General features: G+C 56.0%; 18 protein-coding genes and 1 tRNA gene. 10 read left to right on the plus strand and 9 right to left on the minus strand.

The genetic code is table 11. From position 1 onward, the window contains the following. The first annotated feature begins 23 nt into the window (after positions 1-23). The 7 genes from BLQ24_RS00410 (at position 24) to miaA (ending at position 10597) form a co-directional block, all read left to right on the plus strand. A complete protein-coding gene (locus tag BLQ24_RS00410) occupies positions 24-914 on the plus strand; it encodes a polyprenyl synthetase family protein (protein WP_090161429.1) in 891 nt (296 codons plus the stop codon). 7 nt (positions 915-921) lie between these two features. Next, the gene (dxs, locus tag BLQ24_RS00415) at positions 922-2775 is read left to right on the plus strand and encodes a 1-deoxy-D-xylulose-5-phosphate synthase (protein WP_242869533.1); all 1854 of its coding nucleotides are present in this window, start codon (positions 922-924) and stop codon (positions 2773-2775) included. Between the two features lie 6 nt (positions 2776-2781). Beyond that, complete coding sequence (locus BLQ24_RS00420) at positions 2782-3612, plus strand: TlyA family RNA methyltransferase (protein ID WP_090161432.1); 831 nt, start codon at positions 2782-2784, stop codon at positions 3610-3612. Between the two features lie 51 nt (positions 3613-3663). Then, positions 3664-4863 carry a pyridoxal phosphate-dependent aminotransferase gene (locus BLQ24_RS00425; protein WP_090161436.1) on the plus strand — a complete coding sequence of 400 codons (1200 nt, stop codon included), beginning with the start codon at positions 3664-3666 and terminating at the stop codon, positions 4861-4863. An 88-nt stretch (positions 4864-4951) separates the two neighbouring features. Then, positions 4952-7576 (plus strand): DNA mismatch repair protein MutS, encoded by a 2625-nt coding sequence (mutS, locus tag BLQ24_RS00430; RefSeq protein ID WP_090161439.1) that lies wholly within the window; start codon positions 4952-4954, stop codon positions 7574-7576. A 1-nt stretch (position 7577) separates the two neighbouring features. After that, positions 7578-9560: a DNA mismatch repair endonuclease MutL gene (gene mutL / locus BLQ24_RS00435; RefSeq protein WP_090161442.1), complete on the plus strand. Its 1983-nt coding sequence runs from the start codon at positions 7578-7580 to the stop codon at positions 9558-9560. 8 nt (positions 9561-9568) lie between these two features. Beyond that, a complete protein-coding gene (miaA, locus tag BLQ24_RS00440; RefSeq protein ID WP_242869534.1) occupies positions 9569-10597 on the plus strand; it encodes a tRNA (adenosine(37)-N6)-dimethylallyltransferase MiaA in 1029 nt (342 codons plus the stop codon). A 27-nt stretch (positions 10598-10624) separates the two neighbouring features. On the opposite strand, the gene BLQ24_RS00445 is transcribed toward miaA, so the two are convergent. The 4 genes from BLQ24_RS00445 to nadA are packed head-to-tail and all read right to left on the minus strand — an operon-like array spanning position 10625 to position 14354. Next, positions 10625-11179, minus strand: coding sequence for a transcription repressor NadR (locus tag BLQ24_RS00445; RefSeq protein WP_336433250.1), 555 nt, complete (start codon positions 11177-11179; stop codon positions 10625-10627). Positions 11180-11202: 23 nt separating this feature from the next. Beyond that, positions 11203-12060, minus strand: coding sequence for a carboxylating nicotinate-nucleotide diphosphorylase (gene nadC / locus BLQ24_RS00450; RefSeq protein ID WP_090161448.1), 858 nt, complete (start codon positions 12058-12060; stop codon positions 11203-11205). Beyond that, the gene (locus tag BLQ24_RS00455) at positions 12035-13423 is read right to left on the minus strand and encodes an L-aspartate oxidase (RefSeq protein WP_090161451.1); all 1389 of its coding nucleotides are present in this window, start codon (positions 13421-13423) and stop codon (positions 12035-12037) included. Before BLQ24_RS00455 ends, nadC begins: the two co-directional genes overlap by 26 nt. A gap of 1 nt (position 13424) precedes the next feature. Further along, positions 13425-14354 (minus strand): quinolinate synthase NadA, encoded by a 930-nt coding sequence (gene nadA, locus BLQ24_RS00460; RefSeq protein WP_090161454.1) that lies wholly within the window; start codon positions 14352-14354, stop codon positions 13425-13427. A gap of 255 nt (positions 14355-14609) precedes the next feature. Between nadA and BLQ24_RS00465 the strand changes: the two genes are divergently transcribed. Together BLQ24_RS00465 and BLQ24_RS00470 are read left to right on the plus strand one after the other, a co-directional pair. Further along, positions 14610-14960 (plus strand): hypothetical protein, encoded by a 351-nt coding sequence (locus BLQ24_RS00465; protein WP_090161457.1) that lies wholly within the window; start codon positions 14610-14612, stop codon positions 14958-14960. 154 nt (positions 14961-15114) lie between these two features. Next, complete coding sequence (locus BLQ24_RS00470; RefSeq protein WP_090161706.1) at positions 15115-16131, plus strand: alpha-hydroxy-acid oxidizing protein; 1017 nt, start codon at positions 15115-15117, stop codon at positions 16129-16131. Positions 16132-16261: 130 nt separating this feature from the next. Here BLQ24_RS00470 and htpG read toward each other — a convergent pair whose 3' ends face one another. From htpG to BLQ24_RS00485, 3 genes are all read right to left on the minus strand, one after another. After that, positions 16262-18268, minus strand: a complete 2007-nt coding sequence (gene htpG, locus BLQ24_RS00475; RefSeq protein WP_090161460.1) for a molecular chaperone HtpG — start codon at positions 18266-18268, stop codon at positions 16262-16264. 196 nt (positions 18269-18464) lie between these two features. Beyond that, a complete protein-coding gene (locus tag BLQ24_RS00480; protein WP_090161463.1) occupies positions 18465-19898 on the minus strand; it encodes a L,D-transpeptidase family protein in 1434 nt (477 codons plus the stop codon). A 178-nt stretch (positions 19899-20076) separates the two neighbouring features. Further along, positions 20077-20150 (minus strand) — tRNA-Arg (locus BLQ24_RS00485). Between the two features lie 294 nt (positions 20151-20444). On the opposite strand from BLQ24_RS00485, the gene BLQ24_RS00490 reads away from it, so the two are divergent. Then, positions 20445-21350: a glycoside hydrolase family 25 protein gene (locus tag BLQ24_RS00490; protein WP_090161465.1), complete on the plus strand. Its 906-nt coding sequence runs from the start codon at positions 20445-20447 to the stop codon at positions 21348-21350. A 192-nt stretch (positions 21351-21542) separates the two neighbouring features. Here the strand turns inward: BLQ24_RS00490 and BLQ24_RS00495 are convergent, their stop codons facing one another. Both BLQ24_RS00495 and BLQ24_RS00500 read right to left on the minus strand, forming a co-directional pair. Next, a complete protein-coding gene (locus tag BLQ24_RS00495; protein ID WP_176755836.1) occupies positions 21543-25031 on the minus strand; it encodes a DEAD/DEAH box helicase in 3489 nt (1162 codons plus the stop codon). A gap of 1 nt (position 25032) precedes the next feature. After that, positions 25033-26505 carry a zinc-binding metallopeptidase family protein gene (locus BLQ24_RS00500; RefSeq protein ID WP_090161472.1) on the minus strand — a complete coding sequence of 491 codons (1473 nt, stop codon included), beginning with the start codon at positions 26503-26505 and terminating at the stop codon, positions 25033-25035. Positions 26506-26714: the final 209 nt, after the last annotated feature.

Below are 26714 nucleotides of genomic sequence, written 5' to 3' on the forward strand. Positions count from 1 at the left end.
CGGCGCAGGAAGAAGGAAATGACATGAGAACATTCGAAGAATATCTGGCGTTGACGGAACAGCATCTGACCGATCCGATGCCCGCCATCGGCGCCTATGCGGAAACCCTGGAGGAATCCATGAAATACAGTCTGCTCAGCGGCGGGAAACGGATCCGTCCGGTGATGCTGCTGGCGGCGGCGGAAATGGCAGGCGGGACTGCGGAAGAAGCACTGCCTTATGCGTCGGCGATCGAATTCATTCACACCTACTCGCTGATTCACGATGACCTGCCGGCCATGGACGATGATGCTCTCCGGCGGGGAAGACCCACGAATCACATGGTATATGGAGCAGGCATGGCGACACTGGCGGGAGACGGACTTCTGTCCGCCGCTTTCGAGATCATGCTGGGGGATATGCTGGCCCATCAGCAGGACCCGGAGGCCCTCCGGCGCCGGGTCCGGGCGGCGGATGCCATCGCCCGGGGAGCAGGCGTCCGGGGCATGGTGGCGGGACAGACCGCTGACCTGGCTTCCGAAAGCGAGCGGCCTTCTGCGCCGCTTCTGACCTTCATTCATGAGAACAAGACGGCAGCCATGATCATCGGCGCCATCCGGGCCGGGCTGTTCCTGGGGGATGCGGAAGAGGCACTGCAGAATGACATGGAACGATATGCCTATGATCTGGGTATGGCGTTCCAGGTGGCAGATGATATTCTGGACGTGGTGGGAGATGAGAAAACCCTGGGCAAGTCTGTGGGACAGGATGCGCAGAATGACAAGCTGACCTGGGTTTCCATGTACGGAATGGAGGCATCCCGGAGCCGTCTCCACGAACTGACGGAAGATGCGGTATCTGCACTGGAGAAGTGGGGCAGCTCTGGCGACTTCTTCCGGATTCTGGTCCGGAAACTGGAAAAACGCACGAAATGAGGCAATCATGATGCATCAGAAGATAGAAGACTATGATTTTCCGAAGGATCTGAAGAAAATGAACCGGGCGGAACTGGAGCTGCTCTCTTACCAGATCCGGGATTTCCTGCTGGAGAAGGTGTCGGTCACCGGCGGTCATCTGGCCTCCAATCTGGGGGTGGTGGAGCTGACGATTGCGCTGCACCGGGTGTTCAACAGTCCGAAGGACCGGATTATCTGGGACGTGGGCCATCAGGCGTATGTGCACAAGATTCTGACCGGCCGGGCCTCCGGATTCGATCATCTCCGGCAGACCGGCGGGATGAGCGGATTCCCGAAGGCCTCGGAGAGTGAACACGACGCATTCGACACCGGGCATTCCAGCACTTCGATCTCGGCGGCGGCAGGATATGCGGCGGCCAGAGACATCGACTGTGGCACGGAGGAAGTGGTGGCAGTCATCGGAGACGGGGCGCTCACCGGCGGAATGGTCTATGAGGCCATGAACAATGTGGGGGCGTCCGGGTCCCATGTGATTATCGTGCTGAACGATAACGGCATGTCGATCTCCAAGAACATCGGCGGTGTGTCGAAGCATCTCAACAAGCTTCGGACCAGCAGCCGCTACCGCAGTCTGAAGAAGAACACGAAGAAGGTTATTTCCGGCATTCCGGTAGTGGGAAAGAATCTCTCCCACACCATTTCCGACACCAAGGAATGGATGAAGTATGCCCTGATTTCCGGCGGAATCATGTTCGAGGAGCTGGGCTTCACCTACCTGGGACCGGTGGACGGCAATGACATCGGTGAGGATATTCAGGTCCTCCGGCAGGCTGCCAGTGTGCCGGGACCGGTGCTGGTTCACGTTGTGACGAAGAAGGGGAAGGGCTACCGCAATGCGGAGCAGAATCCGGACAAGTTCCACGGAATCGGCCCTTTCGACATTGACACCGGCCGGCCCCTTTCCGCCGGAGGCACCGGCTGGTCCGGGGTCTTCGGGAAAACCGTTCTCTCCCTGGCGGAGCGGGACAGCGGAATCTGCGCCATTACCGCTGCCATGGGCAGCGCCACCGGTTTCGGTGAATTCTCCCGGCGTTTCCCGAAGCGATTCTTCGACGTGGGAATCGCAGAGGCCCACGCTGTGACATTCAGTGCGGGGCTGGCAAAGGCCGGGAAGAAGCCGTTCGCCGCAATCTATTCCACCTTCCTGCAGCGGGCGTATGACCAGATTCTGGAGGACGTGTGTCTTCAGGATCTGCCGGTGGTTTTCGGCATTGACCGGGCCGGCATTGTGGGAGCAGACGGGGAGACCCATCACGGTGTCTTCGACCTCGCATACCTGCTCCCGATGCCGAATATGAGGATTTTCGCCCCTGCGGACGGAAATGATCTGGAGGCAATGGTGGAAGCGGCGGCTTCCTGTTCCCATCCGACGGCGATCCGGTATCCCAGAGGAAACTGCCGGATCGATCCGGAGGAGCACCGGGTGTACAGCGGCGGAAATGTACGGATCCGTTCGGGAAAAGACGGGGACCTGTGGGCGGTGGGCGCCATGCTGGACACCGGCCGGGAGGTCTGCCGGATCCTGGAGGAGCAGGGGATTTCCCTGGGTCTGGTCAGCGTGAAATCCGTGAAACCGCTGGATCTGAGCCTGCTGCCCCGGAATACGAAGCGGATCTACACGCTGGAGGACGGCGTTCTCACCGGCGGGTACGGACAGTATATGAAGGCACATACGCCGGCTTTCTGGAAGGTGACCGGGTTCGGCTGGCCGGACCGGTTCATCGAACAGGGTGCCCCGGCGGATTTATATCAGAAATACGGACTGGATGCTGCGGGAGTGGCGGAACGGATCCGGGAAGATAACAGAAAGGAAGATTAGAGGCGGATGGCAGGGAAGAAAGAGCGGCTGGACGTGCTGCTGGTCGAACGTGGATTCTTCGAATCCCGGGAAAGGGCGAAGGCGTCCATCATGGCCGGCACGGTATTCGTGGACGGACAGCGGAGTGACAAGGCCGGAACGAAAATCGACGTGGAGGCGGAGATCGATGTAAAAGAAGATGTCTGTCCTTATGTGAGCCGGGGCGGATACAAGCTGGAGAAATCCATTGAATCCTTCGGCATTGATCTGACCGGCCTGACCTGCATGGACATCGGGGCCTCCACCGGCGGATTCACGGACTGTATGCTGCAGAACGGTGCGAAGAAAGTGTATGCGGTGGATGTGGGGTACGGACAGCTGGCCTGGAAACTCCGGACCGATCCCCGGGTCATCAACATTGAGAAATGCAATGTCCGGTATCTGGAGCCGGAGCGCATCGGGGAACCGGTGGATTTCGTCAGCATCGACGTTTCCTTCATTTCCCTGAAACTGATTCTGCCGGTGGCAAAAAAAGTGCTGAAGGATCAGGGCCGGCTGGTGTGTCTGGTGAAGCCCCAGTTCGAGGCCGGAAAAGAAGAGATGCGAAACACGAAAGGGGTTGTCCGGGATCCGGCGGTTCACGAGGAAGTGATCCGGAAGGCCGCAGGGTATGCGGCGGACAACGGGTTCACACCTCTGGGTCTCACCTGCTCTCCGGTGAAGGGTGCGAAAGGGAATGTAGAATTTCTTATGTATCTCATGAAAGGTTATTCAGAAAACTGTGTTGGAAAAGATGCGGATTTGAGATATAATTTAACTGGTATTAAGAATGTTGTGGCGGAAGCCCAGAATCTGTAATATCAGTGTGTAAGAGGAGTCTGTTGTTCTTCGAAAGAAAGGAGTTTAGAAATGGAGCTTTCGAAAAGAGTACAGAAAATGCAGTTCTCACCGATCCGGAAATTCAATCCGATTGCCATTGCGGCCCAGGAAGCCGGGAAGAAGGTTTACCACCTGAACATCGGCCAGCCGGATATCGAGACACCAGCCGCATTCATGGATGCCATCAGAGCATACCAGCCGAAGGTTATCGCTTACGGTGAGTCAGGCGGTCTTCCGGAACTGCAGGATGCGATTATTAAATATTTCGGAAAGATCGGCGCAGAGCTGGAGAGAAAGGACATCATCGTCACCACAGGCGGTTCTGAAGCGCTTCTGCTGGCTTTCCTGAATATGCTGAATGACGGCGACCAGGTTATGATGGCCGAGCCGTTCTACACGAACTATAACACCTTCGCTCTGGAAGCAGGCGGCAGCGTTGCGCCGATCACAACCAGTGCGGAGGACGGATATGTATATGCGAAGAGAGAGCTGCTGGAGAAGAGCCTCACGCCGAACACGAAGGCGATCGCATGCATCACACCGGGCAACCCGACCGGTAACGTTCTGACCCTGGAAGACATGAAGGTGATCTGCGAATTTGCGAAGGATCATGACCTGTGGGTTCTGGCAGACGAAGTATACAGAGAATTCGTATACGACGGCCGCAAGCTGGCGTCCTTCCTGCAGCTGCCGGAATATGCGGACAGAGTCATCGTTGTAGACTCCGTATCCAAGAGATTCTCTGCCTGCGGTGCCCGTATCGGCTGCATCGTTTCCAAGAACGAAGAGTTCATGAGCGGCATCATGAAGATGGCGCAGGGCAGACTGTGCTCCTCCACCATCGACCAGGTCGGCGCAGCAGCGCTCTACACGGTAGATGATTCTTACTATAAGGCAGTTAACGAAGAGTACTGCTCCAGAAGAGATACGATCCACGAAGCACTGATGAAGATTCCTGGCGTCGTCTGCAAGAAGCCGGGCGGTGCATTCTACATGACAGTGAAACTGCCGGTAGAGGATGCGGAAGACTTCCTGATGTTCCTGCTGACAGAGTTCGACGATAACGGCGAGACCGTTATGTTCGCACCGGCCAGCGGATTCTATGCCACACCGAACATCGGAAAGGATGAGATCAGAATCGCTTACATCCTGAAGAAGGAAGATCTGAAGAGAGCGGCAGAGCTGATCGGACTGGGTCTGGAAGCTTACAAGGCGAAGAAGGCGAAGTAATCCGTAGAGGGAAAATACAGAAGAAGGAAGCGGCGGCGGAGCGGATGCTCTGCCGCCGGTTTTTTGGAAGAAAGGCACTGACGAAGTTATGAAATTATCACCGATGATGCAGCAGTACATGGACATCCATGAAGAATACCCGGACAGCATACTGTTCTTCCGTCTGGGGGACTTCTATGAAATGTTCTTCGATGATGCGATCCTTGTCTCCCGTCTGCTGGAGCTGACCCTGACCGGGAAGGCCTGCGGACTGGAAGAGAAAGCCCCGATGTGCGGGATTCCATTTCATGCGGCGGACACCTATATCGTGAAGCTGGTGGAGATGGGATACAAGGTGGCAGTCTGTGAACAGCTGGAAGATCCCGCCCACACGAAGGGTATGGTGAAACGGGGGGTGATCCGGGTCGTGACGCCCGGTACGGTCACATCGGAAGCCGTGCTGAACGAGCGGGAAAATAATTATCTGGCTGCGGCTTATCTGGACCAGAACGGTATGTCCGTCACGTACTGCGACATCTCTACCGGTGAACTGTGCACCACCGAGAAACGGTACGGCTCCGCTCTCTACGAGGATATGCTGAATGAACTGGTCCGGATCAGTCCGAAGGAAATTCTGATCAGCCAGAGCCTGGCGGATGCCCATGACGAGAAGAAAATGGGGAATCTCACAGGCGGGTACATCCGGGTTCTGCCGGACTCCTATTTTTCGGAGAATGCCGCCCGGGATGCCATCCGTGCCCAGTTCGGAAGTGTTTCTCTGACGGCGCTGGGGCTGGACGGCAGGGACTGCTGTCTCCTGTCCTTGGGCACGCTTCTGGCCTTTCTGCTGGAAACCCAGATGCAGGACCTGAAGCAGATCACAGAATGCCGGTTCTATGAGATCGGCAGTGCCATGGCTCTGGACCGTTCCACCATCCGCAATCTGGAAATCACGGAGACCCTGTACGAAAAGAAGAAACAGGGCTCTCTTCTGGGCGTGCTGGACCGGACCCGGACCGCCATGGGGGCCCGGCTGATGAAACAGATGCTCCGGGAACCGCTGAACGATGCGGCGGCGATCAACCGCAGACTGGATGCGGTGGAAGCCCTGGTGAACGACCCCCTGACGAGGAACGACCTGACCGAAGCGCTGAAACAGGTCTACGATTTCGAGCGGCTGGCGGGACGCATCGCTTCGGGGAACGCCAACGGGAAGGACATGATTGCACTGAGAAATTCGGTGCGGGTGCTGCCGGAGGTAAAGGCCTGTCTGAGCGGTCTGCCCGGTGAACTTTTGTCCACCCTGGCCCGGGACATGGAGGACCTGCACGAGGTGCAGGAAATGATCACCCGGGCGATTGTGGAGGAGCCGCCGATGACGGTGAAGGAGGGAGGCATCATCCGGCCGGGCTACTCGAAGGAGCTGGATGAGCTGGAACTCTCCATCCGGGATGCGAAGACATGGATTGCGGGGCTGGAAGCCCAGGAGAAGGAGCGGACCGGCATCAGTCATCTGAAGGTGGGATTCAACAAGGTCTTCGGCTATTACATCGAGGTCAGCCGCTCCAATCTGGACATGGTGCCGGACAACTACATCCGGAAGCAGACCCTGGTGGGCGGAGAACGTTTCGTCACCCCGGAACTGAAGGAAACTGAGGGCCTGGTGCTGAATTCCGAGGCGAAGATCAACCAGCTGGAATATGATCTCTTCACGGAGCTCAGGGGAAAGATCCAGGCATTCATCGGTCCGATCCAGCGCACTTCCCGGGCCATTGCCATGACGGACGTGCTGAACGCCTTTGCGGCGGTGAGTGACCAGCTGAACTATAATCGTCCCGTGGTGAATGACGGGATGGAAATTGTGATAGACAAAGGGCGCCATCCGGTGATCGAGCAGATGACGGAGGACGGTATGTTCGTCTCCAATGATACCAGAATGAATGACAAAGATTCTTCCATGCTGATCATCACCGGACCGAATATGTCCGGAAAATCCACCTATATGCGGCAGACTGCGCTGATTGTCCTCATGGCCCAGGTGGGGTGCTTCGTGCCGGCGGAGCGTGCAGAAATCGGCGTGGTGGACCGCATTTTCACCCGGATCGGCGCATCGGACAACCTGGCCCAGGGACAGTCGACGTTTTTTGTGGAAATGAGTGAGCTGGCATACATCCTGCGGAACGCAAAGGAACGGAGCCTGATCATTCTCGACGAAATCGGACGGGGCACCAGCACGTACGACGGTCTGTCCATTGCCTGGGCGGCGGTGGAGTACCTCTGCTGCCGGGAGCGGCACATCCGGACACTGTTCGCCACCCATTATCATGAGCTGACCGTACTGGAAGAGAAACTGGAGGGCGTGCGGAACCTCAGCGTGGATGTGTCAGAGGAGAACGGGGATATCATTTTCCTGCACAGAATCGTGGCGGGCTCCGCCAGCCGGAGTTACGGCATCCACGTGGCGAAGCTGGCCGGGGTGCCGCTGGTGCTTCTGGAAAATGCCCGGTCGAAACTGGCCCGGCTGGAGGAAGAGAGCCGGACGGAGGAAGTCCGGGATGCCATGACAGATGAAGCGGCAGGGGAAAAGGAACCGAGGGAGCAGCAGATGTCCCTGTTCACAGAGACCATCAATCCGGCGGTGGAGCGCCTGAAGAATCTGGATCTCATGAACCTCACACCGTCCCAGGCCATCCGGGAACTGGAAGATCTGCAGGAACTGATCCGGGAGCAGTAATATGATCAAGGTATTATCAAAAAAAGTATCCGACAAAATCGCAGCAGGAGAAGTCATCGACCGGCCGGTGTCCATTGTGAAGGAGCTTACGGAGAATGCGGTGGACGCCGGAGCGGAAAACATCACCGTGGAGATCCGAAACGGCGGAAAAACATTCATCCGGGTGACGGACGACGGGTGCGGCATTGAGCCGGAGGAAACGGAGACGGCATTCCTCCGGCACGCCACGTCGAAAATTTCCCGGGCGGAGGATTTGGATGCTGTCGAGAGTCTGGGTTTCCGGGGGGAGGCTCTGGCCAGCATTGCAGCGGTGACAAGGACCACTCTGGTGACGAAGCCGGGGGACCGGAAAACGGGATGCCGGCTGGTGATCCACGGCGGCACAGTGATCGAGAAATCAGCGGTGGGCTGTCCCGACGGCACCACCATGGTTGTGACGGACCTGTTCTATAATACGCCGGCCCGCCGGGAATTTTTGAAATCAGACGGCGTAGAAAGCACCCGGATCATCGATCTGGTTTCGGAACTGTCGGTGGTGTATCCCGGGATCCGGTTCCAGATGATCAATAACGGCCGGACGATTTTCACCACCTCGGGGAATGGCAGCATGAAACAGGCGGTGCTGGCGGTATACCAGCTTTCGGAATACCGGGATCTGGTGGAGGTGGACCGGGAGGCGGAGGGCTTCCGGGTGACCGGCTGCATTTCCCGTCCGTCTCTCAACCGGCCGAACCGCCGGAACCAGTACTATTATGTCAACGGCCGGGTGGTGGATTCCCGGGTGATGGAAAAAGGGGTGACCCAGGGGTACCGGGAACGGCTGTTCGAGGGCCGCTTCCCGGTGGTGTTCCTACACCTTCGCACGAACCCGGGCACTGTGGACGTGAATATTCATCCGAACAAAAAAGAGGTCCGATTCCATGACGACAAGCCGGTGATCCGGGTGATCAGCGAGGCGGTCCGCCAGGCGCTGGCCACCGATGACGCCGTGATTCAGGCATCGGATTATTTCCGCCGGCAGGACAAAAAAACATCGGAAGGCGTTCAGGAGGAGGCAGATCTCCGGACGCTTCTGGCCTCCCGCCGGGAACAGACAGAACAGAGGATGTTCGTCCGGGAAGAGAGAAGCGGCTCTGAAGCGAGCGATGTTCGGGATCTTTCCGGCCGCCGGAGCAGCCGGAAGGGACCGGCCGAACCGAAACCGGATCTCCGGCCGGATCCGGCGGAGCAGGATCTCTATCGCAGAATTCCGGATGCACTCCGGGAGGATGCTGCCCGCAGGCAGGAGCAGCGCCGTGGGGATAGCCCTGAATCCAGGCGGGAAAGCCCGGAACCGCAGCCGGCCGCCCCGGCGTGGAAAAACATTCACGACTTCGATCTGGAACCGGAGAAACGGCACCCGTTTTCCTTCGATGACCTGACCATCACCGGCTGTATTTTCGATACCTATATCACCTGTGTGGATGAAAACAGTTTCTACATGATTGACCAGCACGCCGCCCATGAACGGGTGTTCTATGAACGGCTGGTGGGGGAGTATCTGGACAGTGAAAAGCCGGGGCAGCAGCTTCTCCTGCCTCTGATCCTGGAGGCGCCGGTGGATCTGGAGTCATCGGAATATGACTGGCTGGAACCCCTCCGGGAGATGGGATACCGGATCGAACCCTTCGGCCCGCGGGTCTATCGGATCGATACGATTCCCACGTTCATGAGCATGACGGAAGCGGAAGGTTTCGTGAAGGAATTCATGGTCAGCCTGGACGAGAATGAAACACCCCGGAACACAGTGGTGATCGACAAGCTGATTACCAAGTCCTGCAAGAGTGCCGTGAAAGCCCATGATACGCTCTCCGGTCCGGAACGGGAGGCACTTCTGGAGCAGCTGAAACGATGCAGAAATCCGTTCAGTTGTCCCCACGGCCGGCCGACCTTCATCCGGTTCACGAAATACGAGATCGAAAAATTTTTCAAACGGGTACAGTAAGGAGCATTATGAACAGCCGAATCACACGAAGCACAGCCTGCTACTCGGGAAAACCCTGGTCGCCACTGGACCGGCCGGAAATGTTCCGGCCGGGGTCCCTGAATATCCTGGCGGTATGCGGGCCCACCGCTGTAGGAAAGACAAAATTCGCCATCGAATGCGCCCGGGCATTTCACGGGGAAATTGTATCCTGCGATTCCATGCAGCTTTATAAGTATATGGATATCGGCAGTGCGAAGCCTACTGAAGAGGAGCAGTCGAGAGCAAAGCACTGGCTGGTGGATCTCATTGATCCGAAGGAGGACTTCTCCGTGGCCCGGTATCAGCATCTGGCGAAGGAAGCCATCCGGGATATTGCAGGCAGGGGGCTTCTGCCGGTCATTGCGGGAGGCACCGGCCTGTACCTGAATTCGCTGCTGTATGACATGGATTTCAGCCGGCCGCCGGAGGACCCGTCATTTCGTCAGCGGCTCTATGAGCTGGCGGACCGGGAAGGGAATGCCGCAGTCTATGAACTGCTGCGCCGGAAAGATCCGGAGGCAGCCGGACGCATTCATCCGAACAATAGAAAGAAAGTGATCCGTGCGCTGGAAGCGGCAGAAGCGGGCGGCCATATCCGGGACATTTCCCGGGAACTTCGGCCTGTGGAAGAGTATGGACGGATCCTGATCGGGCTGGCCCGAAACCGGGAGGAACTCTACGACAGGATCGACCGCCGGGTGGATCTCCTCATGGAGGAAGGTCTGGTGGAAGAGGTCCGGGGTCTGCTGGAACAGGGACTGACGGCGGATGATATCTCCATGAAGGGGATCGGATACAAGGAAATCATCTCCTTCCTGAACGGAGAATGCACGAAGGAGGACGCCGTCCGTCTGGTGAAACAGAACACCCGCCATCTTGCCAAAAGGCAGATGACCTGGCTCCGCCGGTTCCCGGACATGATCTGGTTCAACATTTCGGAATACGACAGCGACGAAGACTGCATCCGGGCGATCCTGAACCGGGTCGGTGTGATTCTGACCGGAAATCATGATTGATACCTTCCTGTTTTCCGCGCCGGCCCTTTACTGATTATATTTCTTCGGTTCGTAGTAGGTGGGAGCGTCAGAGGTGCTGATCAGGTATCCCTTTTCCCGGAGCATGTTCTGAATTTCATCCAGCACTTCCGGGCTCCTGGCCTCCACCGTGTGGTAATGGTAGCCGTGGGTGATGTTTTTCAGCGGCGTGGATACGCCGGTTCCGATGTCCTCCATGAAGCGCCCGACGTCCCGGCGGGAGCAGATGTTGAGGGGTTTGCGAATGGTGCCGTAGACCCTGTGTTCTATGAATACGTCCAGTATTGTGCCGCCCAGATCCACAATGCTTTTCAATTCGTCTCCGAGTTGTTCATCGGTGTGGTTCACCTTGAAAATCCGCCGGCATCCGGATGCGCCCATCAGCACGTATCCCGTGCTGGTGGCAATCAGATCCGGATGGGAGGTGCGGAGCAGGGCGATGTCCGTGACGATGACCTGACGGCTCACGTTCAGCATCTTGGACAGACGGCTTCCGGAAATCGGTTCTTCCGCCCGGGACAGGATGCCCAGCAGTTTATTCCTTCGTTCTTCTCCGTTCTTCACTGTCAATGGGATTCCCTCTTTCGCTATTCGCTGATCTTGCGCAGATTTTTCATGGACAGGTCCAGAATCGGTGCAGAGTGGGTCAGTGCGCCGCTGGAAATGTAGTCCACACCCAGGTCAGTCAGTTTCTTGATGTTTTCCTTCGTAATATTGCCGGAACATTCCACTTCTGCCCGACCGTCAATGATGTGGATCGCTTCCGCCATCTGTTCGTGGTCCATGTTATCCAGCATGATGATGTCGGCTCCGGCGGATACGGCCTCCCGCACCATGTCGATGTTTTCGACTTCTACTTCGATTTTCAGGACAAACGGTGCGTACTCCCGTGCCCGTCTCACTGCTTCGGTAATGCTGCCGGCCGCATCGATATGATTATCCTTCAGCATGACACCCCCGGACAGATTGTAGCGGTGGTTGTATCCGCCGCCGGTTTTCACGGCGTATTTTTCAAAAATCCGCATGTTCGGGGTGGTTTTCCGGGTGTCCAGCAGTTTCGTTTTCGTTCCCTGAAGCAGTTTCACAACGGTGTTTGTATATGTGGCGATGCCGCTCATCCGCTGCAGGTAGTTCAGAGCGGTGCGCTCTCCGCTCAGCAGAACCCGGATGTCCCCCCGGACCCGGCCGATTTTCTGTCCCGCCGTCACCGGATCTCCGTCGCTGACAGAGAAGGTGGAGCAGGTTTCCGGATCCAGCAATTCGAAGGTACGGGAAAAGACCGGAAGACCGCAGATGATGCCGTCCTGTTTCGCAATCAGATCCACTTCTCCCGGCGTGTGCTCCGGGATAACCGCATTGGCAGACAGATCCTCACTGTTGATGTCTTCCCGCAGTGCGGAGAGAATGAGGGGATCCGCATTAAGCTTCATGGTGATGTTGTTCATGGTATTTCCGCATCCTTTCTATTTCTGCCAGAACGCTTTCTTTGTATTCCTTTGTCAGTGCACAGGCGTCCTGGTACAGCGTCAGGTCTACATGGTTCTCCACGTTCCGGAGAAGCATGGTGTTCGGCAGCTCCCGGGCGATGGTCAGGGCCGCCCGCTTGGCGAAGACCAGCCCTTCCAGGAGGGAGTTGCTGGCCAGACGGTTTCCGCCGTGCACGCCGTTGCAGCTGGTTTCTCCGGCGGCAAAAAGCTGGGGCATGGTGGTCCGGCTCATGTGGTCCACCTTCACGCCCCCCATGAAGTAGTGCTGGGCCGGGACCACGGGGATCGGTTCTTTCGTACAGTCAAAACCTTCTTCCAGGCAGCGTTCGTAAATGTGCTTGAAGTGGGAAGTGATCATGTCCGTCGGAATGTTTTTCATGGAAAGCCAGACATGTTTCTTTCCGGTTTCCTTCATTTCCTGCAGAATGGCCTTGCTGACCACATCCCTGGCCAGGAGTTCGTTGACGAACCGTTCGCCGTTTTCATTCAGCAGAATGCCGCCTTCGCCCCGGACGGATTCGGAAATCAGGAAGGAACGGCCCGGCTTCTCTGTGAAGAGGGTGGTCGGATGGATCTGAATGTAATCCGGATCCCGGAGTTCGATGCCGTGGCGCAGCGCAATGGCCAGGGCATCCCCGGTCAGCTGGGGGAAGTTGGTGGAATGGTCGAACAGGCCGCCGATGCCGCCGCAGGCCCACACCACTTCCCGGGCAGTCATCGGGAAGAGCATCTGACCGTCGGTTGTTTCCAGTTTACCGTATTTCTTCGCCACCGGGGTGTCCTTCGGGGCCTTGGCGATGATGCCCTGACATACCACAGCGCCCCCCGGCGCCTTGGTGGTGATGATGTCGGTCATGGTCACATGGTCCAGAATGGTGACATTCGGAAGCCGTTTCACGGTTTCCAGCAGGACGGAAGTGATGGCCTTTCCGGTGATGTCCTGGTGGAACAGGATCCGGGGAGCGGAATGGGCCCCTTCCCGGGTGAATTTCAGGGAGCCGTCTTCGTTTCGTTCGAAGTCGACGCCGAATTCGATCAGGTCCCGGATGACGTCCTGGGAACCGCGTATCATGATCTCCACGGACTCCGGGTCGTTGATGTAATGACCTGCATGCATGGTGTCTTCGAAATAATTGTCGTAGTCCTCGTCGTCCCGGAGCATGCAGATGCCCCCCTGGGCCAGGTAAGAATCACAATCTTCCAGATCGGATTTCGCAATGATGGTGATCTTCCGGTTCAGGGGAAGATTCAGTGCGCAGTACAGACCTGCCACGCCGGTTCCGACGATGAGAACATCGGAACTTGCCGTTTTCTGTGCCATGTTAGTTCTCCTTCTTCTCCGGGGCGCTGCCCAGCTCCAGCATGCGGTTCAGCGGAATCAGTGCCTTCGTTCTCGTTTCCTCGTCCACCTTGGAGACCGGGGCGCCGTTTTTCAGACAGTCCCTGACCTTTTCCAGGGTCAGTTTCTTCATATTCGGGCAGATCTGGTTGGCGGCGAAATAGAACTTTTTCTCCGGGGAAAGACGGCGGAGTTCATGCTCCACGCCGGATTCGGTGCAGATGATGAATTCTGTTTCCGGGCTCTCTGCGGAGTATCGGATGATTCCCTTCGTGCTGCCCACATAGTCGGCCAGTTCGATGATGGAACGGTTGCATTCCGGATGGGCCAGAATTTTTGCCTTCGGATGGGCCTTCTTCAGTGCCTTCACATCTTCCGGGTCCATATAGTGGTGAACATGGCAGAAGCCGTATCCCAGCATGATATTCTTCTCCGGCACCTGCTCCGCAATATAGCTTCCCAGGTTCTGATCCGGAATGAAGTATATGTTTTTCTGAGGCAGACTGCGCACGATTTTCACCGCATTGGAGGAGGTGACACAGACATCCACCAGAGCTTTCGTCTCTGCCATGGAGTTGATGTAGCAGACCACCGCCAGGTCCTCATATTTCTCTCTCATTTCCCGGATTTCCGCCGGGTCCACCATCAGGGCCATGGGACAGACGGCATCATCCGCCGGGACCAGCACTGTCTTGTCCGGATTCAGGATACTGGCGCTCTGTCCCATGAAGGTGACACCGCAGAAAACAATGGTTTTCCGTGGATCCTCCACGGCAGCTTTCGCCAGTGCGAAAGAATCGCCTACGTAGTCCGCAATTTCCTGAATGGATCCGTCCACATAGTAGTGGGCCAGAATCACCGCATCCTTCTCCTTCTTCAGTTCCTGGATTTCCCTGATCAGTTCCTCGTTCATGATATAAACCTCTTCATCCTTTTTCTAACACAGCTATGCCCGCAGACGCCGGGTCCGGGGCGCGTCCATGGGTATTATGGTAACACTGATTCCACAACCTGACAAGACAGATGTAATGAAAAGTGTTAACAGCTGACGGATATTTCTGATTTCCGGAAGGGAAGAAAATAGCAGGTCCGTCTGGGCGGGGTCAGGCAGAGGTGATATAATGAAAATCGTGAATTGATTACTGAAGAGGAAAAGAGGTTTATTCGTATGAAGAAAGATCAATCCCGGAAAAGGACAACGCTGGAGACGGTTCTGTATATTGCGGCGGCCATAACGGCGCTGTATGCGCTGTTCGCCTTCTTCCGGAACTGGATTACGCTGAAGGCGGCCTATGAGCAGCAGGGGCAGTCCCGGGCCGAAAACTGGCAGCAGGTGATGATGGCGCTGGTGAACGGCAGCGGCACCTATATTCTGTTCTCACTGGTGCTCTATTCGATTTCATCTGCCATGGCATACTGCCGGGAGCTGATTCTCGGAAAGGAAGAGCGTCCGGCTGTCTCTGCTCCTTCCGAGGCGAAACCGGAGGCGGAAGAGAAAGAAGAGACGCCGGAGCAGTAGAGGCAGCAGAATCGCACTTCAGGCGGAGATCGGTTCCTGCAGTGGTTTTTGAAATTTTTACAGTACCTTCCAGAAGGAACGGTTGAAATCCCGGACTGCGGGTGATACGATGAATGAAATGCTGAAAAAAACAGCCTGGTTGTTAGGAGGAGAAATGAATTACGAAGAAGTATTAGAAAATGCGAGAAAATGCATCGGACCGAGTTGCAAGGCGTGTCCGGTATGCAACGGAAAGGCCTGCGGAAATAAGATTCCGGGACCGGGAGCGAAGGGGGCTGTGGGAGACACAGCGATCCGGAATTTTGAGGCCTGGCAGAATTACAATGTGAATATGGATACGCTGTTCGCCAATGCGGACATCGACACCAGTCTGGAACTGTTCGGCCGGAAATTCCGTTATCCGATCTTCGCCGGTCCGGTGGGAGCGGTGAATCTGCACTACAGCGACAAGTACACAGATGTCACCTATAACGATGTACTGGTTTCTGCCTGTGCGGAGAACGGCATTGCCGCATTCACCGGTGACGGCATGGATGATAACGTCATGGTTGCCGCAACAGAAGCGATCCGGAAGGCAGATGGTCTGGGCATCCCGACGGTGAAGCCGTGGAGCGTGGGTGTTGTGAAACAGAAAATGGAACTGGTGAAGGCTTCCGGCGCATTTGCATGCGCCATGGATGTGGACGCTGCCGGTCTGCCGTTCCTGAAGGGCTTCCAGCCGCCGGCAGGGCGCAAGTCCGTGGAGGAACTGAAGGAGATCGTGGAGGATGCCGGTGTTCCGTTCATTGTGAAGGGCATCATGACCGCGAAGGGTGCGCTGAAGGCGAAAGAAGCGGGTGCTTCTGCGATCATCGTGTCCAACCACGGCGGCCGGGTACTGGACAGCTGCCAGGCGACGGCGGACGTGCTGGAAGAAATTGTGGAAGCGGTGGACGGTTCCATGAAGGTGCTGGTGGACGGCGGAATCCGCACAGGTATTGATGTTTTCAAGGCTCTGGCCATGGGTGCAGACGCCGTTCTGATTGCCCGGCCGTTTGTGACAGCGGTCTACGGCGGCGGTGCTGAAGGAGTGAAGACCTATATCGAGAAGCTTGGCGGAGAACTGGAAGACACCATGCAGATGTGCGGTGCCGATAAGCTGAGTGACATCAGCAGCGATATGGTGTGGTAGATTCTGCGGAGCCGGTTTAATGGATCGAAGCACAGATCGAACGAATACGAAGCGGAGCCTTCCGCCCGGACGTCAGACGTGGTCCGGGCGGAAGGCTCCGCTTTTCATGTGTGTTTGTTTCGAAGGTGTGTTACTTCGTGATCAAGGTATCGATGTCCTGTGCCATTCTGGCAGGATCCTGAATGGAGAGTCCGGAGATCATGGCCGCCTGATCATAGAGCAGGCGGGCGTATACCGCCGTCAGTTCCTTTCCGGATTCATCTGTGCCGTCTCCGAAGGAATCCTGCATCTTCTTCATCACGGCGTGATCCGGGTTCAGCTCCAGAATCTTCTCCGCCTTCACGCCCTGGTTCATCGGCATCTGATTCAGGGTCTTTTCCATTTCGATAGAGATGCCGCCCTTGGATGTGAGGGTGACGGAAGCGTCTCCAAGCCGGCGGGACAGTCTGACTTCAGAAACCGCATCGCCCAGAGTGGACTGAATGAAAGCGAGCAGATCCTTGTTCTTCTCCTTCAGTTCCTCCAGCGCTTTCTTCTCTTCTTCTGTCTCCTCTTCACTCATGTCTGCTTCGGACACAGAGAGGAATTCCTTTTCCTTGTAATCATGCATCATCTTCACGACGAATTCGTCCATTTCGTCGGTGAGGTAGAGCACTTCATAGCCCTTTGCCTTCGCAGCCTCCACCTGAGGCAGCATATCCACCTTCTCCACGGTTTCACCCGGTGCATAGTAGATATACTTCTGGTCTTCTCCCATCTTCGCAATGTATTCGTCCAGGGAGATCATTTTCTTTTCGGTGCTGCTGTAGAAGAGCAGGAGGTCTGCCAGCAGATCCTTCGTCATGCCGTAGCCCTCGTAAATGCCGTATTTCAGACTTCTGCCGAAGTTTTCGAAGAACTTCTCATAACCGTCCCGGTCATTCTTCATGAAATCCGCCAGATCTGCCTTGATCTTCTTCTGGAGATTCTTCGCGATATTCTTCAGCTGCCGGTCCTGCTGCAGGGTCTCACGGGAGATATTCAGGCTCAGATCCTGGGAGTCCACCAGACCTCTGACGAAATTGAAGTAATCCGGCAGGAGGTCCTTGCACTTGTCCATGATCAAAACACCGGAAGAATACAGCTGCAGACCCTTTTCGTAGTCCTTCGTGTAATAATTGAACGGTGTGTGGTTCGGGATGAACAGCAGGGCTGTGTAGCTGGACACACCTTCCACGGAGGTGCGGATCACCCGGCAAGGGTCTTCATAGTCCGAGAATTTCCCCTTGTAGTATTCGTTGTACTCTTCATCTGTGACCTGACTCTTCGCCTTCTTCCAGATCGGCTCCATGGAGTTCAGTGTATCCAGTTCCTGGTATGTCTCCATTTCCGGCGGTTTGTTCTGGTCTTCGTCCTTCTGATCCTGTGCCTGCTCCTCCTCGGCCTTCTCCACCGGCCGGGATTTCGTCACCATCATGGTGATCGGGTAATGGATATAGTCGGAATACTTGCGGATCAGACTGCGGATCTCATATTCCTCCAGGTACTGACTGTAGTTTTCAGCGTCGGTATCTGCTTTCAGATGGAGCACCACATCTGTGCCCGCATCGGCTTTCTCCGCCTCTTCCACAGTGTAGCCGTCGGTGCCGGAAGATTCCCATGCGTACGCATTCGAAGCGTTCTGCACCCGGGATGTGACGGTGACCTTGTCTGCGACCATGAAGGCGGAATAGAAGCCGACGCCGAACTGTCCGATGATGTCGGTGACATTCTTTTCCTTCGACTCCCGGGAACCTTCTTCTGATCCGGCATCTTCCGCTCCGGATTCATCGCCGGTCTGATGGGCATTCTTGAAGTCCAGGCTGCCGCTCTTCGCAATGGTGCCCAGGTTGGACTCCAGTTCCTCCTTCGTCATGCCGATGCCGTTGTCGCTGATGGTGAGGGTGCGTGCGTCCTTGTCCGGGGTGATCCGGATGGTGTAATCCTCCCGGGTCACGCCGCTGGTGCCGGATTCCAGATCGTGATAATACCGCTTGTCCAGCGCATCGCTGGCATTGCTGATCAGTTCCCGGATGAAGATCTCCCGGTTCGTATAAATCGAGTTGATCATCATATCCAGCAGTTTCTTGGATTCTGTCTTGAATTGTTTCTTCGCCATATGTCAATACCTCCGTCGCTCTGTTATTCTCTGTTAGCACTCTTCGTGAATGAGTGCCAACCCGCAGTTTCCAGTATACTCTGTCGACGTGAAATGTCAACAGGGGAGGGGGATTATGACAAAAAGAATCGGGCGCACGATCCGTTTCCGGATCTGTGCGCCCAAAGGAGCGTTCGTCCTCTTATGCTGCTGTTTCCTACGGATGAACGATGACCGGAATTCCGGCGTACACATAGTGATACAGTTTCTTCGCATTGGCCGGCGGCATATTGACACAGCCGTGGCTGCCGGAGGTCCTGTAAATACTTCCGCCGAAGGCACCCCTCCACGGCGCATCGTGAAGCCCGACGCCGCCGTTGAACGGCATCCAGTAATCCACATGGGACTCATAGTCGGAACCATCCGCATTCTTCCCCTTCAGTGTGGCATCCGTCTCCTTATATGCCAGGTAGCAGACGCCGTACGGGGTGGCATGACCTTCCGCCACATTGCCGGTGACGACACTGGAGGTCAGAACCTTTTTTCCTTTGATGACGCAGTAGACCGTCTGTCTGCCCACATCCACTTCCACGTAGCTGTCGCCGATATCGCTGTTTCCCTTGGTGACCTTCTTCACCTTTCCGGTGTAGACCGGCGCACGTTTCACATCCTTTCCGGCCTTCAGATCCCGGATCAGCTGTTTCGTTTCTTTCTTCACATCCACAGAAGCACCGTAATTTCCGCCGGCGACAATGTAGGTTCCGCCTCCTGCGGACTTGAGCTTACGCTGCATGCCCACGGTGGACATCCGGGTAGAAACGGTATTGGCGACGAATTTCGCTGCGGCGCTTTCGTTCACTACCGCTTTCCCGTTCTTCCGTTCGAGCATGGTACTCAGTTCTTTCGGGGTGATGGTATAATCCTTCACCAGGCCTTCATAGGTGATCTTCTGACTCAGGTATTCTTTCGCAAAGTTCTGTTCCAGAAGCAGGGTCCGGCTGGTGGATTTCAATTCCGGCTCGATGTAGTAGTCGCTGGCCGTGTAGCGGAACGTGGTTCTGCCTTCGCTGACTGCCTTCATAATGGCCCGCTTCAGTGCCTGCTTATCCAGTTCGTCACCGTACACTTCCTTATGGATGGTAAACTTCGGGTCAGACAGATCCACGTATGCGTCCTTGCTTTTCGCAGTGTATTTCGCATCCTTGACAATGCTCATGTTATAGAAGATGGCGTTGAATTTCTCCTCGTCAATCTTCGGCTTCGATTCCACCGTCATGTGACGTTTCGACGAATTAAATGCCCGGGCCAGGGACGTTCCTGTGCCGGGATTCATCGCCTTCGCCACAGCAGATTCTACGTCTTCATAGTCGTAGTCCCGGTAGCTGAACCGGGCCACCACCTTGCCGTTCTGCCTGACCTTCAGCTCCCGGCTTTTCCAGGTGGTCTTCAGCTTGTCTGCCGCCTGGGAAGCGGTCATACCGGATACATTGACGCCGTCGATCTCACTGCCCGGCAGGAAGGTATCCCGGTCTGTATAATGGCGGAAAAAAATGAGGCAGGCCAGGGCAAGAAGCAGAACAACCACCAGAACGGCGGCGTTCTTTCGGCGCTTCGGTCTGTCATACTGGGACGATTTCGTTGTATTATTCATTTCTCTAAACCTCTCTAACCGTCCGGTATTCGATCCGGACTGACATCCTCATAGTATACAGTACCCGCTCTTCTGTTTCAATAATCATCTTGCCGGAGGGGGGAGATGCCCGGCCCCTGGCATAACGAAGAAACCGCCGAACCGTTGTCATGCAACGAGTTGGCGGTTCCTAAAAGAATGCGGCTAGCGAGATTCGAACTCGCGACCTTCACATTCGGAGTGTGCTACTCTATCCTGCTGAGCTATAGCCGCATATTCGGTTTTCGCACCGGCTGACCGATGCAACAGTGTTATATTAACACAGCTTTTGGGAGGAAACAAGTATTTTCTGCGATGATTGCAATTCTCCTGCCTGAAATGTATAATACGAGAAAAAAGGAAAGAACGATCGTCTGCGGGAAAAGGTGAGAAACGGGAGGTAGGACCGATGAACAAGAAAATGAAATGGATTGTCTTGAGTCTCTGCACGCTGAGCGCCGCCCTGTTTGCGGCGGCGGTGAATGAGATCGCCGGTGATGAGGAAGAGAAGGAAGAAATCTGATTTCCATGAAACAGAGAAAAGGTTATTCATCGAAAGGGAATCTGTATCATCGAAAACGAAAACCTGCAGGGCGGAGAAACCGGGGGACATCGTCCATCCGGCATTTCTTCGCTCTGCTGTTCCAGAACCGGTGGTTCCGGGGCGGGATTGCACTTCTTCTGGTGCTGCTGCTTTTCGGGACGCTTCGGTCCTGCATGCAGTACCACTATGACGGACCGGATCCGAAAAAGACGATCCGGGAGAATCCCTATCAGAGCGAATCGTTCTATTTCCGAAATGGTCTTCGGTATTATCGGGATGCCCGGTACGTTTCGGAAGTGGGCATCGATGTTTCCTCTCATCAGGGGAAAATCAACTGGAATCAGGTGGCATCGACCGGTGTGAAATTTGCCTTTGTCCGCGTGGGATACCGGGGATCCACCGCCGGCCGGATCTATGAGGACCCGTATTTCCGCAGAAACCTCACCGGTGCGAAACAGGCGGGACTGAAAGTGGGCGTCTATTTCTATTCTATGGCGGCGAACACGAAGGAAGCCGTGGAAGAGGCGAGATATGTGGTCCGGGCGCTGAAAGGTTACGATATCGATTATACGGTAACCTTCGATCTGGAGGTGTCAGAGAGCAGCCACCAGGGGAGCCTGAGTGCAGAGGAGGCCACCCGCATTACCGATGCCTTCTGTAAGTACGTGAAGCAGCAGGGCTATGAGCCGATGATCTACGGGAACCCGGCCTGGCTGCAGAATAATGTGGATCTGAGCCGGCTGACAGCCTATCCGGTGTGGCTGGCGCATTATACAGCGGAAACGGGGTATCCTTACATCTACAAGATGTGGCAGTATTCCTCTGCCGGGCGTCTTGCGGGGATCTCCGGCCGGACGGATATGAACGTGATGATGATTCCCCGGGGATGATACCATGCCTCGGGTTTGATGGACAAAAAATGACAGGTGCAGCGGCCCATGACGGGGTATATGGGGCTGGAAAAAATCGGTGTGATGTTGAAGGGTGCGGAATTCGTTTTTTTACGGATTCCGCACCCTTCCGTAATATACAACCATGATTCGTATACGAAAATCTGCTGCAGGCGATGCAGACGAACCGAATTAACGCAGGATCTCCAGCAGCTCCTCCCGGGTGAGGGTGCTGCTGCTGACGGCATCTCCGCTCAGAATGTCCTCTGCCAGACGGGCCTTCCGGTTCTGCAGGTCAATGATTTTTTCTTCGATTGTGTCCTTTACCACCAGCTTGTATACTGTGACCACATTCGTCTGGCCGATCCGGTGTGCCCGGTCGGTGGCCTGATCCTCTGCTGCGGTATTCCACCACGGGTCATAGTGAATGACACTGTCGGCACCGGTCAGGTTCAGGCCGGTGCCTCCTGCTTTCAGGGAAATCAGGAACAGCGGTGTCTCGTCCCGGTTGAACTGGTTGACCAGCTTCAGGCGGGTTTCCTTCGGCGTTTTGCCGGTGATCAGATAGTACGGGATTCCGGCTGCGTCCAGTTTCGTCTGAAGAATCTTTAGCATGGAGGTGAACTGGGAAAAGAGCAGGGTCTTGTGACCGCCGTCGATCAGGTTCCGGATCAGATCCATGCACATTTCGGTTTTGCAGGAACCGCCCCGGTAATTACTGAAGCACAGATCCGGGTCGCAGCAGATCTGCCGGAGACGCATGAGTTCCGCCAGAATTTCGATTTTTCTCCGGCTGAAGTCACTGTCATCCTGGCTCCTGATGGTATTCCGCATCTGAACCACCTGGGCATCGTACAGTTTCCGCTGCCGGGAATCCATGCCGGCGAAGTGGGTCTCTTCGATCTTTTCCGGCAGATCCGTCAGAACGTCCTTCTTGCAGCGCCGGAGGATGAAAGGCGCCACCATGCGGCGCAGCCGCTCCAGGGCAGCTTCCTCCCCCTGTTTCATTATCGGCTTCTCCAGTTCGTCCCGGAAACTGCTGTAGTCGTACAGAAATCCCGGCATCAGGTAATCGAAAATGGACCAAAGCTCCGACAGACGGTTTTCGACCGGGGTGCCGGTCAGAGCATACCGGGTGTCGGCATGGATCAGTTTCACGGATTTCGACGCAGCAGTGGAATGATTCTTGATGTACTGGGCCTCGTCGATGATTTCAAACCGGAACCGGAAGTCGCTGTATTCTTGAATATCCCGTTTCAGCAGGTCATAGGAGGTGATCAGGATATCCTGATTCTGTTTCTCCCGGATCTCCCTAAGCTGCCCGGCCCGGGCGGATGCGGTGCCGGTGATCACGGCGGCCCGCAGGTCCGGGGTGAATTTCCGCACCTCCTCCAGCCAGTTGTACACCAGAGAGGCAGGGCAGACGATGAGGGAGAGTTTCGGCCGAGTCTCGTCTTCTGCCTCTTCTTCCGCTGTGGCTTTCAGAACGGCCAGGGTCTGGAGTGATTTTCCCAGACCCATTTCATCGGCCAGTATGCCGCCGAACCCGTAATGATCCAGGGTCCGGAGCCACTGGTAACCCCGGGCCTGGTATGGGCGGACGATGCTTTCCAGTTCTCCGGGCACGTCGTATTCCGAATCACTGACAGTCTTGAATTCCTGGATCAGTTTCCGGAAGTGCCGGTCTCTGTCTGCGTAGATATCGGCCTGTCCCTCCAGCATTTTGTCCAGATAGAGGGAACGGTAGGCAGGAATATGCATCTTTCCGGCGGTCATATCCCGGAGGGAGAGGTGGAGTTCCTCCATCATCCGGGAAAGCCGGTCCACCGATTCGTTGTTCTCCAGCTTCAGGAAATTGCCGTTGCGGAGGCGGACGAATCGTTTCTTTTTGCGGTACTGATCCAGAATGTTCAGGAGCTCTTCCTCATCCACATCCCGGGAGGTGACCGAGAGATTCATCAGATTGCTCTCCAGGGAGATGCCCATCTGAAATTTCACCGGTTTCTGCATACCCAGGCGGCGGAAGGCATCTGTGGTGCGGACTTCACACAGGGAGAGCAGTTCGTCCAGACCGTGGTCCAGCAGTTCGAAAAGCAGATCGTCGTCTGCATCATTGTACAGGATCCGGAGAGTCCGGTCGTAGTGCGGGAAATACGTCTCCAGCTGTCTGAGGACTCGTTTCTCGGAATCCCGGTCCCTGTACTGGTCCTGGGTTCCCGCCGCGGAGGTTTTCTCGTTCCAGTCGATCAGGTCCGTCATGGAGAATACTTCTCTGCCGTATGCCGCTTCCGGGCGGCAGAGGACAAGCCCGTTGTCGTAATCCAGGTAAACGGTCAGTACCGGTTCCGGCGGCAGGTAACCGTTGATCAGGTCCGGATCCTCCTCATGGATATCGGCAATCTGACGGAGTGCGGGCAGGATCTTGTGGTAGAACTCGCCCATCCGGATTCTCCCGACCCGCATGTTCAGCCGGTACTGGTAGGAGGCGGCCTGGTAGAGAGACTCCAGACCTTCCTGCATCTCTTCCTTCAGGATATACAGTTTATCCCCTGCCAGACAGCAGGCTGTTTCGGCGCCGGTGAAGAGCCAGGGAAGGCGGCCGGACAGGATGACACCCTCCAGTGCGCCGGTCTCCGAATGGATGTCCGGTTTCAGATCCAGGTGAGGGGAATAAGGTTCCCCGCTTACGGTGATCTGCCTGCTTCCCTCCCCGGGTTCTTTCAATTGCATTGTCCGGCCCTCTGCAGTGCGAAGGAAATTGTCCAGGGTATATCCGGAAAGAACGATGGAATCCGGTTTCTCCGGGAGCCGTCTTCCGGCATCCGCCAGGCTGTCCCGGAGGCTCTGATCTGCCTTCCGGGCAGCGACGAAGAACCGGTACCACCGGAGGGACGTCTCATCCAGATAGTCCGGCGACATCTTCAGCACTGTTTTTTTTCCGAAGGCCATTTCCTGCCGACGGGTCATATTGTTCAGGAATTCCTCCAGATCCCGGATCTTGTACATCCGGGAGGCGCCGATCCGGAACGAAAGTAGAAGGGTACCGGAGCTCAGGAGGGAGAGAAGCGGTTCCATCCGCAGAATTACCCTGCGGCTGTCTTCTGGATGCCGCAGGGTTGTGCCCCGCAGGCTTTCCACATCCCGCATGAAACGGGACATGTCCGGTGTGGTAGCGTCCAGTTCGGGATGTTCCCGGAGATAGTCTTCCGCCAGGAGAAGTCCGGCCGCTTCATGGACGCACAGGGTGCGGTGCAGATAGGAACGGGAATCCTCCCTTGGATTGCAGTCCGGCATACTGCAGCGGGACATAATCACCTTCGTGCGGCTGAATATCATATCCAGGTTATAGGGAACCGGATAGCCCGAAGGATCGGACAGAGTGAACAGTGCTTCCCCCAGCACCTCATTGGTACGGGAGAAGGTTTCTGTGCCGGTATAAAACTGGCGGAGACGGATCTCGCCCCGCCGGATCAGGCGGCGGGCGTTTTCCCGTTCCGCCTCGCTGATGTGAAGTCCCTTCTCGAATTCGTCCGGAAAGAAATACTGATATTCTTCCGAATGGAACGAAGCGCCGGAAGAAGAGCTTTCTGCGTGCTCTTCCCGGCGCATGGATTCCTCCTCCTGCAGGGCGTTCAATGCCTGCAGGGGGATTGTTCTGTTGTTCTTATTTTTCTCTTCCATCTCAATTGTTCTCCGTCTGGTCCTCATTGTCTGATTTCGTCAGACCCAGACCCAGTTCGGTGTGCTCCAGTCCGGTCAGGTACTGAATGATTGTTCCGGTGCAGGTTTTCAATACATCGTCGTTCAGGGTGATGGATATCACCTTCGCACGGCTGCTCTTCGAACGAATGAAATTGGCAGAGGTGGATGTGATGGAGTCCGACAGGGTCAGGGATTTTCCGGTGTATCTGCGGTAGGCCCGGCTGATCTGATCCGCAAATTCGGATTCCGGATCGCCGCTCCAGGCAGGAATGCTGGCTCCGAAGCGGAATGCGAGATCTGAGAGCTTGCTGAGTGCCTTCTCGTCCTTCACGATCTCGTTCATGGAGAGCATGGTCAGGCTGTACGCCACAGACTGAATTTCAATCTGATGCGCATCTGTGCTGACGGAGGTAATTCCGTTGACCGCCTTCATGGTTCCGTCCTCTTCCTGGAGATATTTTCCGTTCAGCAGGGTGTAGACAAAGCTGACGAACCGGTTCGTGTCCTGGGGACGGATGACCCGGGACGGCCGTTTCACCTTCGTGAAGGTGAATTCCGCTCCCGGATGGGAGTTGCTCTTGTCTTCATTGAAGGACTCTGTGAGGGAGGTCATCTTGTCGATGAACTTCTGTTCCTTGTCCTGATCGATGACGACGGTCATGGATGCATTCTTCGGCAGCAGGTAGCCGCCGTCACCGGACCGGAAATCCGCCAGATCATAACCGATGCTGGAGCTCTGGAGGCTGGTCAGAAGGGAACGGAGCCGGACGGCTGGATTGATCTGGGATTCCACATCTGAGTTGACCTGGCCGCCCGGGAGGCCGGACAGGCTGATGCGGTAAGCCTTCTGGTATTCCGGCTTCGTGTAGCGGATCTTCTGGGTGAAATGAAATGCCATCTGGGCGCCGGTGTTCATGGAGAACTGGCTCTTTCCGCTGCCGTTCAGGCAGATAACTCTGGTGTCCTTCGTGAAGTACTTCGAGCTGAGGCCTCGGATTCCGGAAAAGTCATGCTTGTTTTCCCGGGCAAAGATAACCGTCAGGCGGCCGGTCTGCTCGTTGTTCTTTGCCAGATACAGCGCCATCGCCATCGGCGCCATGTACTGCTGGCTCTGGCTGCTGTCATACGGGCACACCACAACTACGGGATCCGCCTTCCGGTAGTAGGCAGATGCCTTCACCGTCATGATGACATTTCCGCTCCGGTCCACGGTGTAAGGAACACCCTTGGATTCGGCCCAGCTGCGCAGATAGTTGCGGATGCCGGTGTTGCTGTTCATGGCACCGGAAGAGTCCGCCAGGTCTGTGCGGTACGCATCCACTTTCAGTTCGATTTTTTGATTAATATCTTCCTTATGTTCCTCGATCGGCTGCTGCTTTCCACAGGAAGTGAGCCCGATGGCGGAGAGTGTCATGCAGGCTGCCAGTGTAAGGCTGAGGATTCTCTTCAACATAGTCGTTTCTTCTCCGTTTCTGTTCCGCTTCTATCGGCGCCCCGGGGGCCGCCGCAATTCGGCACGCAATATCTTATCACATCTGTGTGTTGAATTCAAAAAAATCCTGCGGAAGGGGCGGAAGCCCCCGGTTGTTCTCTCTTAGGGCGAAGGCAGGGGAAGGGGGCTTGACGGACTGTGCCCGGTAGTGGTTGCATCTCGCTCGACAG

Source organism: Eubacterium pyruvativorans (assembly GCF_900102225.1).
Classification (GTDB): Bacteria; Bacillota; Clostridia; order Peptostreptococcales; family Anaerovoracaceae; genus Aminicella; species Aminicella pyruvativorans.

Bases quoted from the DNA above. Each gene is read 5' to 3' on its own strand.
- BLQ24_RS00410 (WP_090161429.1), top strand. From the start codon at position 24: ATGAGAACATTCGAAGAATATCTGGCGTTGACGGAACAGCATCTGACC.
- dxs (WP_242869533.1), top strand. From the start codon at position 922: ATGATGCATCAGAAGATAGAAGACTATGATTTTCCGAAGGATCTGAAG.
- BLQ24_RS00420 (WP_090161432.1), top strand. From the start codon at position 2,782: ATGGCAGGGAAGAAAGAGCGGCTGGACGTGCTGCTGGTCGAACGTGGA.
- BLQ24_RS00425 (WP_090161436.1), top strand. From the start codon at position 3,664: ATGGAGCTTTCGAAAAGAGTACAGAAAATGCAGTTCTCACCGATCCGG.
- mutS (WP_090161439.1), top strand. From the start codon at position 4,952: ATGAAATTATCACCGATGATGCAGCAGTACATGGACATCCATGAAGAA.
- mutL (WP_090161442.1), top strand. From the start codon at position 7,578: ATGATCAAGGTATTATCAAAAAAAGTATCCGACAAAATCGCAGCAGGA.
- miaA (WP_242869534.1), top strand. From the start codon at position 9,569: ATGAACAGCCGAATCACACGAAGCACAGCCTGCTACTCGGGAAAACCC.
- nadC (WP_090161448.1), bottom strand. From the start codon at position 12,060: ATGAACAACATCACCATGAAGCTTAATGCGGATCCCCTCATTCTCTCC.
- BLQ24_RS00455 (WP_090161451.1), bottom strand. From the start codon at position 13,423: ATGGCACAGAAAACGGCAAGTTCCGATGTTCTCATCGTCGGAACCGGC.
- nadA (WP_090161454.1), bottom strand. From the start codon at position 14,354: ATGAACGAGGAACTGATCAGGGAAATCCAGGAACTGAAGAAGGAGAAG.
- BLQ24_RS00465 (WP_090161457.1), top strand. From the start codon at position 14,610: ATGAAGAAAGATCAATCCCGGAAAAGGACAACGCTGGAGACGGTTCTG.
- BLQ24_RS00470 (WP_090161706.1), top strand. From the start codon at position 15,115: ATGAATTACGAAGAAGTATTAGAAAATGCGAGAAAATGCATCGGACCG.
- htpG (WP_090161460.1), bottom strand. From the start codon at position 18,268: ATGGCGAAGAAACAATTCAAGACAGAATCCAAGAAACTGCTGGATATG.
- BLQ24_RS00480 (WP_090161463.1), bottom strand. From the start codon at position 19,898: ATGAATAATACAACGAAATCGTCCCAGTATGACAGACCGAAGCGCCGA.
- BLQ24_RS00490 (WP_090161465.1), top strand. From the start codon at position 20,445: ATGAAACAGAGAAAAGGTTATTCATCGAAAGGGAATCTGTATCATCGA.
- BLQ24_RS00495 (WP_176755836.1), bottom strand. From the start codon at position 25,031: ATGGAAGAGAAAAATAAGAACAACAGAACAATCCCCCTGCAGGCATTG.
- BLQ24_RS00500 (WP_090161472.1), bottom strand. From the start codon at position 26,505: ATGTTGAAGAGAATCCTCAGCCTTACACTGGCAGCCTGCATGACACTC.